This is a genomic window from Peptoniphilus indolicus ATCC 29427 (genome assembly GCF_000227315.1).
Taxonomy (GTDB): domain Bacteria; phylum Bacillota; class Clostridia; order Tissierellales; family Peptoniphilaceae; genus Peptoniphilus; species Peptoniphilus indolicus.
Window position 1 is genome coordinate 1,327,799 of the sequence record NZ_JH165061.1, and the last position, 8,723, is coordinate 1,336,521.

General features: G+C 33.5%; 7 protein-coding genes, 1 pseudogene and 1 riboswitch. Of the genes and pseudogenes, 5 read left to right on the forward strand and 3 right to left on the reverse strand.

The window, feature by feature from the left end:
• Positions 1-227: pseudogene (locus HMPREF9129_RS12360) on the forward strand (transposase); the annotation flags it as partial.
• Positions 228-392: 165 nt separating this feature from the next.
• On the opposite strand, the gene HMPREF9129_RS12365 reads toward HMPREF9129_RS12360, so the two are convergent.
• Positions 393-2,078: a Na/Pi cotransporter family protein gene (locus tag HMPREF9129_RS12365; protein WP_004821460.1), complete on the reverse strand. Its 1,686-nt coding sequence runs from the start codon at positions 2,076-2,078 to the stop codon at positions 393-395.
• A 141-nt stretch (positions 2,079-2,219) separates the two neighbouring features.
• Positions 2,220-2,335: riboswitch (FMN riboswitch) on the forward strand.
• A gap of 114 nt (positions 2,336-2,449) precedes the next feature.
• On the opposite strand from HMPREF9129_RS12365, the gene ribD reads away from it, so the two are divergent.
• The 4 genes from ribD to ribH are packed head-to-tail and all read left to right on the forward strand — an operon-like array spanning position 2,450 to position 5,861.
• Complete coding sequence (gene ribD / locus HMPREF9129_RS06005; protein ID WP_257009193.1) at positions 2,450-3,538, forward strand: bifunctional diaminohydroxyphosphoribosylaminopyrimidine deaminase/5-amino-6-(5-phosphoribosylamino)uracil reductase RibD; 1,089 nt, start codon at positions 2,450-2,452, stop codon at positions 3,536-3,538.
• Positions 3,523-4,167: a riboflavin synthase gene (locus HMPREF9129_RS06010; RefSeq protein WP_004821464.1), complete on the forward strand. Its 645-nt coding sequence runs from the start codon at positions 3,523-3,525 to the stop codon at positions 4,165-4,167. Before ribD ends, HMPREF9129_RS06010 begins: the two co-directional genes overlap by 16 nt.
• 9 nt (positions 4,168-4,176) lie before the next feature.
• Positions 4,177-5,391, forward strand: coding sequence for a bifunctional 3,4-dihydroxy-2-butanone-4-phosphate synthase/GTP cyclohydrolase II (locus HMPREF9129_RS06015; RefSeq protein WP_004821466.1), 1,215 nt, complete (start codon positions 4,177-4,179; stop codon positions 5,389-5,391).
• On the forward strand, positions 5,391-5,861 hold the full coding sequence (gene ribH / locus HMPREF9129_RS06020) for a 6,7-dimethyl-8-ribityllumazine synthase (RefSeq protein WP_004821467.1): 471 nt from the start codon (positions 5,391-5,393) through the stop codon (positions 5,859-5,861). The genes HMPREF9129_RS06015 and ribH overlap by 1 nt, the downstream gene beginning before the upstream one ends.
• A gap of 60 nt (positions 5,862-5,921) precedes the next feature.
• On the opposite strand, the gene nrdG is transcribed toward ribH, so the two are convergent.
• Positions 5,922-6,416 (reverse strand): anaerobic ribonucleoside-triphosphate reductase activating protein, encoded by a 495-nt coding sequence (gene nrdG / locus HMPREF9129_RS06025; protein WP_004821468.1) that lies wholly within the window; start codon positions 6,414-6,416, stop codon positions 5,922-5,924.
• The gene (gene nrdD, locus HMPREF9129_RS06030; protein ID WP_040552596.1) at positions 6,416-8,539 is read right to left on the reverse strand and encodes an anaerobic ribonucleoside-triphosphate reductase; all 2,124 of its coding nucleotides are present in this window, start codon (positions 8,537-8,539) and stop codon (positions 6,416-6,418) included. Before nrdD ends, nrdG begins: the two co-directional genes overlap by 1 nt.
• Positions 8,540-8,723 lie beyond the last annotated feature (184 nt).

The window sequence follows — 8,723 nt, forward strand, 5'->3', positions numbered from 1 at the left end:
TAAGTAGGCATATTTGGCAAGATTATCTTGATATATCAGAAGAATACAGGTATACAAAAGTAGGAAAAGAAGAGTATAAAAGAAGAAAAGAAACTATTGAACGTCAATTTGGAAGTGCAAAAGAATTTCATGGATTTAGATATACCAACATGAAAGGTATACAAAAAATGAGAATGAAAGCAGCACTTACATTTGCGTGTCTACATATGAAAAAATTAGCAAAAATACTTTGGAAGATAGACCTAAATGGAGGTCTTTTACTGGAAAAATTATCAAGATTTTATACGAATCTAAAAAAATACTTTAAAAAGCTAATAATTACAAAACAAACCCAGGAAAAACCTGGGTTTGTCTTCATTCTGATTCTCGGTTATTACCGAGGATTTTTTTGTTTATTCAAAGAATTCAGAAGGATTTGTTTTTTCATCGTGTGTCTTGATTGGCTTGAAAGTTATACGTGCTATGTTGAATGCGTGGTCCCCAATTCTTTCAAGTGTACCGATGATGTCTACAAAAAGAGAAGTTTCTACAGTTGCTTTTACGTGTTTTGTAGTAAGTCTATTGAAATGAGATTCTCTCAACTGATATTCTAACTGATTTAATTTGTTTTCATCATCTTTCATTGTATCGTAAAGAGTTATATCATTAGTTTTAAAAACTTCCACAGCATTTACATAGATGTTGCTTATAAGGTCATATACATCTTTTAATTCTTCCATTGCATCTTCGCTTATCTTTTCTCCTGAATCATAAATCATTGCATAGTATTCTGCTAAATTTTGAGCCAAGTCTGAAATTCTTTCGAAGTTTTTTTGAACTTGTAAATCTACTGAGTATTCCAAAATCATATCTGAAGATAGATTCTCTTTTGAAATTTTTAGTAGGTAAGTTGCTATTTCTGTGTCTTGTGAGTTTACTATCTCTTCTATTTGGTTTACTTTGTCAAAGTATTTTTTATCTCCAGTTTCAAGATATTGTTGTGAAGTTTGAAGAGTTTGAAGAGCTAGCGCAGAAGCAGATTCGATAGCGAGTCTTGCTTGTTTTAAAGCACCGGCTGGGAAATTTTTAATCATTTGTTCATCAAATTCGACTTTACCATAATCAATTGCAAGTTCATCTTTACCAGGTATTAGCTTATCAAGTATTTCACCAAATTTAGAAATGAATGGTAAAAATATTAACATACCTAAGAAGTTGAACATAAAGTGTCCAACAGCTATTGTCATCATTCTATTTAGTGCAAATTTTTCTGATACTAATAGTAGTAAATGATAATATGGTGTTAGCAGTATTAGGAATATTATAGAGACGCCAACGTTGAATATTATATGGAACATAGATGTTTTTTTAGCTGATATTGTTCCTCCAATTGATGCCAAAAGAGCTGTTACTGTAGTACCTATATTGGCACCAAATACTAATCCAAGAGATGCTTTTAGTGTTAGTGCATCTGTTTGGTATAGTGATTGTACAATACCTACGATGGCACTTGAAGATTGTATTACTCCTGTCACTATTGCACCAACTATAGCTCCAAGGACAGGTGTAGTTGACATTTTAACAACAAAAGTTTCAAAGCCTTCAATGTTTTTTAAATCTTTAAGGGCGCCACCCATCATATTCAGTCCAATGAATAAAAGTCCAAATCCTATTATTATTTCACCGGCATAAGTACTTCTCTTTTTGTCAGAGAGCATATATATTAAAACACCAACTAATATAATAAAGTATGCTAAATAATCTAAATCAAAACCTATTAAGATTGCTGTAACTGTAGTACCTATATTGGCACCAAGTGTTATACCTATAGCTTGTTTAAGGTTCATAAGACCTGCTCTAACTAAGCTTATGGCGATTACTGTAGTGGCTGATGATGATTGCATTATACCCGTCATGAGTATACCTACAAATATTGCACTGATTGGAGAAGATGTATATTTTTCTATATAACTTCTAATCTTAGTGCCGGCAAAATTTGTCAAACTATCTCCCATAAGTTTAATACCGTATAGGAAAAGTGCTAAACCTCCTGCTATAAATTGCCAATTAATTTCAGCAAGAGTAATTGTTTGGTCCATTAATTTCCTCCGTATAATTTATTATATAAATAACATCTCTAATTATAACAAATTTTATAATTATGAACCATTTTAAAATTAAAATTTGAGGTTTACTTTTAAAGTTTTTTATGTTATTTTATTAACAAGAAAAACATTTTCATATTTCTTCAGGGCGAGGTGTAATTCCTCACCGGTGGTGATAGTCCACGAGTCGAAAGATTGAATCGGTGAAATTCCGATACCGACGGTTATAGTCCGGATGGGAGAAGAGTATTTATGCAGGATAATTTTATTTTGCTATGATTTGACGTCCATCCGGAGCTCTGTGAGCTTCGGTTTTTTTATGTAAGAAAATATGATTTTGTTTCATTTGTAAGGAGGCGGTACTTATACTTTCTGAAGAAGATAAATTTATGAAGAGAGCTCTTGAACTGGCAGAACTTGGAAGAGGATTTACAAAGACCAATCCATTGGTTGGGGCAGTTGTGGTTAAAAATAACAAGATAATAGCTGAAGGTTATCATCACAGATTTGGCGATAATCATGCGGAAGTGGATGCACTTAACAAAGTGAGTAAAATGGCAGAAGGGGCAACTATGTATGTAACTTTAGAGCCATGTTCACATTATGGGAAGACGCCGCCTTGTGTTGATAGGATTATAAAAGAAAAGTTAAAAAGAGTTGTGGTTGCGATAAAAGACCCTGACGAGAGAGTTTCTGGCAGAGGGATAGAGATTTTAAAAAAAGAGGGAATTGATGTAGAAGTTGGAATGCTTGAAGAGGAAGCAAAGTTTCAAAACAGAGTTTTTTTATTGAATAAATCTAAGAAGAGACCATTTATAACACTTAAGTTTGCAACAACTCTTGATGGAAAAATAGCGACGAGCTCTGGAGAAAGCAAGTGGATTACAAATTCTACTTCAAGGAAAGATTCACACATCTTAAGAGGCAAGGTAGACGGAATATTGGTGGGAAAAAATACAGCGAGTAAAGATAATCCATTCTTAACTAACAGAAGTGGTGAGGGAGACAATCCAATTAGAATTTTATTAGACAGTGAACTTGAAATAAATTCTAACTACAATATTTATAATTCGGAAGCTAAGACAATTGTTTTTACAAGCTCATCTGATTTTGAAAAGCGTGAGAAATTAATTGAGAGTTGTGAAGTAGTAAGAGTTTCGAGAGATGAGAAAGGTTTAAATTTAAATGAAATTTGTGATGAACTATTAAAAAGAGATATCGCTCACATTTTAGTTGAGGGGGGTTCTGAAGTTCACTCTTCGTTTATAAGGGCTGGATTGGTAGATGAAATTTATCATTATATAGCTCCAAAGTTGTTGGGCGGCGGAAAATCTGTGGACGATGGAGAGGGAATATTAAATTTATCTGATAGTTTGAATTTTAATATTATAAGCACAAAAAAATTTAGATGGAGACATTTTAATACATGGAGTGAGAGATGTTTACGGGGATAGTTGAGGAAATAGGAACACTTAGAAAAATTGAAAAGAGAGGCGACAGGCTAACTATTTATGTTGATTCAAAATTGGTATTAGAAGATGTGAAACTTGGCGATAGTATTGCAACTAATGGGGTGTGTTTAACGGTTACAAGTTTTGGAGCTGATTTTTTTACAGCTGATATGATGCGTGTTACGGCTGAAAAATCAGCATTAAATAGTTTGGTTTCTGGGAGTAAATTGAATTTGGAACGAGCTGTAAGACCAATGGACAGATTAGGGGGACATATTCTTCAAGGGCATGTTGATACGGTTGGAAAAGTCATTTCCAAAACGCCAAATAAAGATGGATATTTACTTGAAATAAGTGTTGATGATGAATTTAAAACGCAGTTTGTTGCACAGGGCTCCATAGGATTAAATGGTGTGAGTTTGACTTTAGCTAATGTGAGTAGAAATTCTTTTACGGTATCTCTTATTCCTGAGACGTTGGCAAGGACAAATTTAGGAAATTTAGATTTAGGAGATGGCATAAACGTAGAGTTTGACGTACTGGGAAAATATATAAATAGATATTTTGAATTTGAAAATGAAAGTAGTAAGTCTAAGATAGATATGGAATTTTTGAGAAAATATGGTTTTTAGGAGGTAATTATGTGGAATACAGTTGATGAAGCATTGGAAGCGTTAAGACGAGGTGAAATAATATTTGTTTTGGATGCCGAGGATAGAGAGAATGAAGGGGATATGATTTTAGCGGCAGAGTTTGCAACGACTGAAACTTTAAATAGAATGGCGTCTATGGCAAAGGGGCTTATCTGTATGCCGATGAGCTCAAAGGAATCGGCAAGGCTTCGTTTAGAGCCAATGGTGAGTAAAAATACTGATAATCATGAAACTGCATTTACTGTTTCAATAGACCACGTTGAAACAACTACGGGGATTTCAGCAGAGGAGAGAGCTTTTACGGCGAGAATGTGTTGTGATGAGAACGTAAGGCCAATTGATTTTAGAAGACCGGGGCATATGTTTCCTCTAATAGCTAAAGACGGCGGTGTTTTAGAACGTGAAGGACATACAGAGGGAACTGTAGACTTGTTAAGACTTGCGGGTTTAAAAGAAATAGGATTGTGTTGTGAAATAATGGAAGAAGACGGCACAATGATGAAGAGAGATAGACTAAAGGAAATGGCTGATAGTTTGGGAGCTGTGTTTATTCACATAGACCAAATTAAAAAATATAGAAAGACAAATGAAAAGTTAGTAGAAAGAGTTACAAAGTGCAAACTTCCAACAAAGCATGGAATATTTACAGCTTATGGTTATATAAACAAATTGAATGGAGAGCACCATGTTGCAATGGTAAAAGGTGATGTATCAGATGGCAATGATGTATTGTGCCGAGTGCATTCTGAGTGTTTGACGGGAGATGCTTTTGGTTCTGCGAGATGTGATTGTGGGGACCAATTAGCTGAAGCTATGAGAAGAGTTGAAAAAGAAGGCAGAGGAATAGTCTTGTATATGAGACAAGAGGGCAGGGGAATAGGCCTTATAAATAAATTGAGAGCTTATGAACTACAAGATAAAGGAATGGATACTGTAGAGGCTAATCTAGCTTTGGGATTTCCTGAAGATGCAAGGGAGTACTATATAGGGGCTCAAATTTTAAAGGATTTAGGAGTTAAGAAGTTACAACTTATGACAAATAATCCTGATAAAGTATATGATCTTGAAGAGTATGGAATGGAAATTACTAAGAGAGTGCCAATAGAAATACATTCAAATGAAACGGATAGATTTTATTTAGAAACGAAAGCTAAAAAGATGAGTCACATTTTACAAGAGTTTAAAACTGAGGAGGTTATGTAGTGAGAATTATTGAGGGAAATTATTCAGCAAGGGGAAGTAAGGTAGCGATTGTTGTGAGTAGGTTTAATGAATTTATAACATCTAAGTTACTTGGTGGCGCTATAGACTGTTTGAAAAGACATGAGATAGAAGATGACAACATAACAGTATGTTGGGTTCCGGGAGCTTTTGAAATACCTTTTTTTGCACAGAAATTGGCAAATACACAAAATTATGATGGAGTGATTTGTTTGGGAGCTGTTATAAGGGGGAGTACACCTCATTTTGATTACGTATGTAGTGAAGTTTCAAAAGGTGTGGCAAAAATTTCATTGGACACTAATTTACCTGTGGCTTTTGGAGTTTTGACTACGGAATCTATAGAACAAGCTATAGAAAGAGCTGGTACAAAAGCAGGTAATAAAGGTTATGATGCTGCAATGACGGTAATAGAATCTATTAATCTTATGAAAGAGATAAAAAATATTTAAAGTATACAAAAAGAGCTTTGGATTAATGGCAAATTAGATTTGCTAAAAATCCTAAAGCTCTTATATTTCTAATAATATCACTTGATTATGTTCGAGTGATTTTTTTATATCTATTATTCTCTGATTAGATGAACCTCTAAATTTTAAACTCAAGTCCTTAAGGCTGTTTATAAATAATCCATCAACAAGGACATCGCAGAGCTTTAAAAGTTCAAGTTTTTTATTGTCTTCTAATATTTGCTCGAAAGTATATCCCGAATAAACCCAAATAGATTTAGACGTATGACTTCTGATTTCTCTGACTACTAATGTTAAATCAGGAACGTTCTGAAATGGTTCACCACCAAGGATAGTTAGTCCGTTATTTACAGATTCACTCAAGTGTTCTATAACTTCAGCAGTTTGAGTATCAGTCCACAATTCCCCGAACATAAAGTCTTGATATTCTTGATTGAAACATTCTTCACAGTGGTGAGTGCATCCTGTTACAAAGAGACTAGTTCTTATTCCAGGGCCATTTGCAACATCGTATCTTCTTATTTGTCCATATCTCATTAGATATGCAACACCCTATCATTGATTTCCTTAGTCCTACCTTCATTCCAGAAGTTTTCTCCAAGGTACCCACAAGTACGTCTTACAACTGTAAGTGTAGATTTATCTTTATTGTGGCATTGAGGACATTCCCATTCATTATCAGAATTTAATTTAATTTCTCCGTCATAACCACATTCAGCGCAATAATCACTTTTAGTGTTGAACTCAGCATATTGAATATTGTCGTAGATGTATCTAACTATTGTTTCAAGTGCTTCTAAGTTATGAGACATATTAGGTATTTCAACGTAAGAAATACATCCGCCAGTAGACCTATCTTGGAATTTAGATTCAAATGCAAATTTTTCAAATGCAGAAATTTTTTCTCTTACATCAACATGGAAAGAGTTAGTATAGTAGCCTTTGTCTGTTACATTTTCAATGACACCAAATCTATTTCTATCTATACTTGCAAATCTGTTAGTAAGTGATTCGGCAGGAGTTGCGTATAGAGTGAATTTTATTCCTGTTTCTTCAGTCCATTTCTTAACGGCATCGTTTAAACTATCCATGATTTTCATAGCGAAATCATAGCCTTTAGGGTCAGTGTGAGACACACCTTTTGTTAGGTAAGTTGCTTCATATATACCTATATAGCCCATTGAAACAGTTGAATAACCATTTTCAAGAAGAGATGCTATGGATTCATGCTTTCCAAGTCTTGCAATAGCTCCATGTTGCCAATGGATAGGCGATGAATCGGAGTTAACTTTTTTTAGATGTTCATATCTTAAAAGACCAACTCTTTTAACTAATTCTAGTCTTTTATCAAGAATTTCAAAGAATTTTGACTCGTCGCCTCCGGCAAGGATTGCAATTTGAGGCAGGTTAAGAGAACAAGCTCCCATATTGAATCTACCTTCGAATTGATATTGTCCTTTGCTATTTTTCCAAGGTGGCAAAAATGCACGACAACCCATAGGACTAAATACATTGCCTTCATAATTTGCTTTCATTTTTTTAGCTGAAATATAGTCAGGATACATTCTCTTAGCAGTACATCTGATTGCAAGAGAAGTCAAATAATAGTATTTAGATTCAGGTTTTACATTATTTTCATCAAGTACATATATTAGCTTAGGGAATGCAGGAGTTACATATACTCCGGCATCATTTTTAATACCTTGAATTCTTTGTTTTAAAATTTCTTCGATTATTTGAGCAATTTCATCTATATAAGGATCATTATCTTCAAGTTGCATAAATAAAGTTACAAAAGGAGCTTGACCGTTAGAAGTCATCAAAGTATTTATTTGATATTGAATGGTCTGTATACCACTTTCCAAATCTTTTTGAGTCATCTTGGCTGCCATTTTTTCTGCAAGTTTGACATCGCCAAGAGTATCTATAGCAAGAGTTAGATTTTTATCGTAAGAACGTCTTAGGTATTTACCTAAACATGCAATGTTAATACTTTGACCGCCATATTGATTAGATGCAATTTGGGCTATTATTTGAGTCATAACATTACAAGCTACTTGGAAGGACTTAGGAGTTTCAATCATTTTTCCGTTTACCACAGTCCCGTTATCTAGCATATCCTTAATATTAACCAAACAACAGTTGAAAATAGGTTGAATTATATAATCCATATCATGAATATGAATTGCTCCACATTCATGAGCATCTACTAAGTCGGCAGGAATCATTTTACGTTTCGCAATATCTTTTGAAACTTCTCCTGCAATTAAATCACGTTGAGTGGATGCAATTATGGCATTTTTATTTGAATTTTCATCCATTATATCAACATTTGTTTGATTTAATAGGCCTAAAATTTCTTTATCTGTTGTGTTTTGTTCTCTCTTATAAGATTGAACTGCTTTATAATTTTCATAAGCTCTTGCAGTTGCAGGGTTATTGTTTTCAATTAATTTATAATATACAAGCTCTTCTATGGCTGATATGGAAATTGGTTCCATATTTAACATAGCTTGCTCTTCAATTTCAGCAGCTATTTTTCTAGCTTGACCTTCTATGTATACACCACTCATCGAATTCATTGCTTTTTCAATTGCAATTTCTATTTTTTTACAGTCAAAATCTGCTCTTTTACCGTTTCTCTTTATAACTTCTAACATTGCCATAAAATCCTCTCCTTCTTTATTTTTATAATTATACTATATGTAGTGTACAATATCAATTAATAAGATTAATAAGTACTATATACAGAAGAGGGATAGAGATAATGATAAACGTGTATATTAAGGGGCTGTAAGAATAAAAATAAAAATATAAAGTATAAATTGAGTGAATAATAAAAAA

Bases quoted from the DNA above. Each gene is read 5' to 3' on its own strand.
- HMPREF9129_RS12365 (WP_004821460.1), bottom strand. From the start codon at position 2,078: ATGGACCAAACAATTACTCTTGCTGAAATTAATTGGCAATTTATAGCA.
- HMPREF9129_RS06010 (WP_004821464.1), top strand. From the start codon at position 3,523: ATGTTTACGGGGATAGTTGAGGAAATAGGAACACTTAGAAAAATTGAA.
- HMPREF9129_RS06015 (WP_004821466.1), top strand. From the start codon at position 4,177: ATGTGGAATACAGTTGATGAAGCATTGGAAGCGTTAAGACGAGGTGAA.
- nrdG (WP_004821468.1), bottom strand. From the start codon at position 6,416: ATGAGATATGGACAAATAAGAAGATACGATGTTGCAAATGGCCCTGGA.
- nrdD (WP_040552596.1), bottom strand. From the start codon at position 8,539: ATGTTAGAAGTTATAAAGAGAAACGGTAAAAGAGCAGATTTTGACTGT.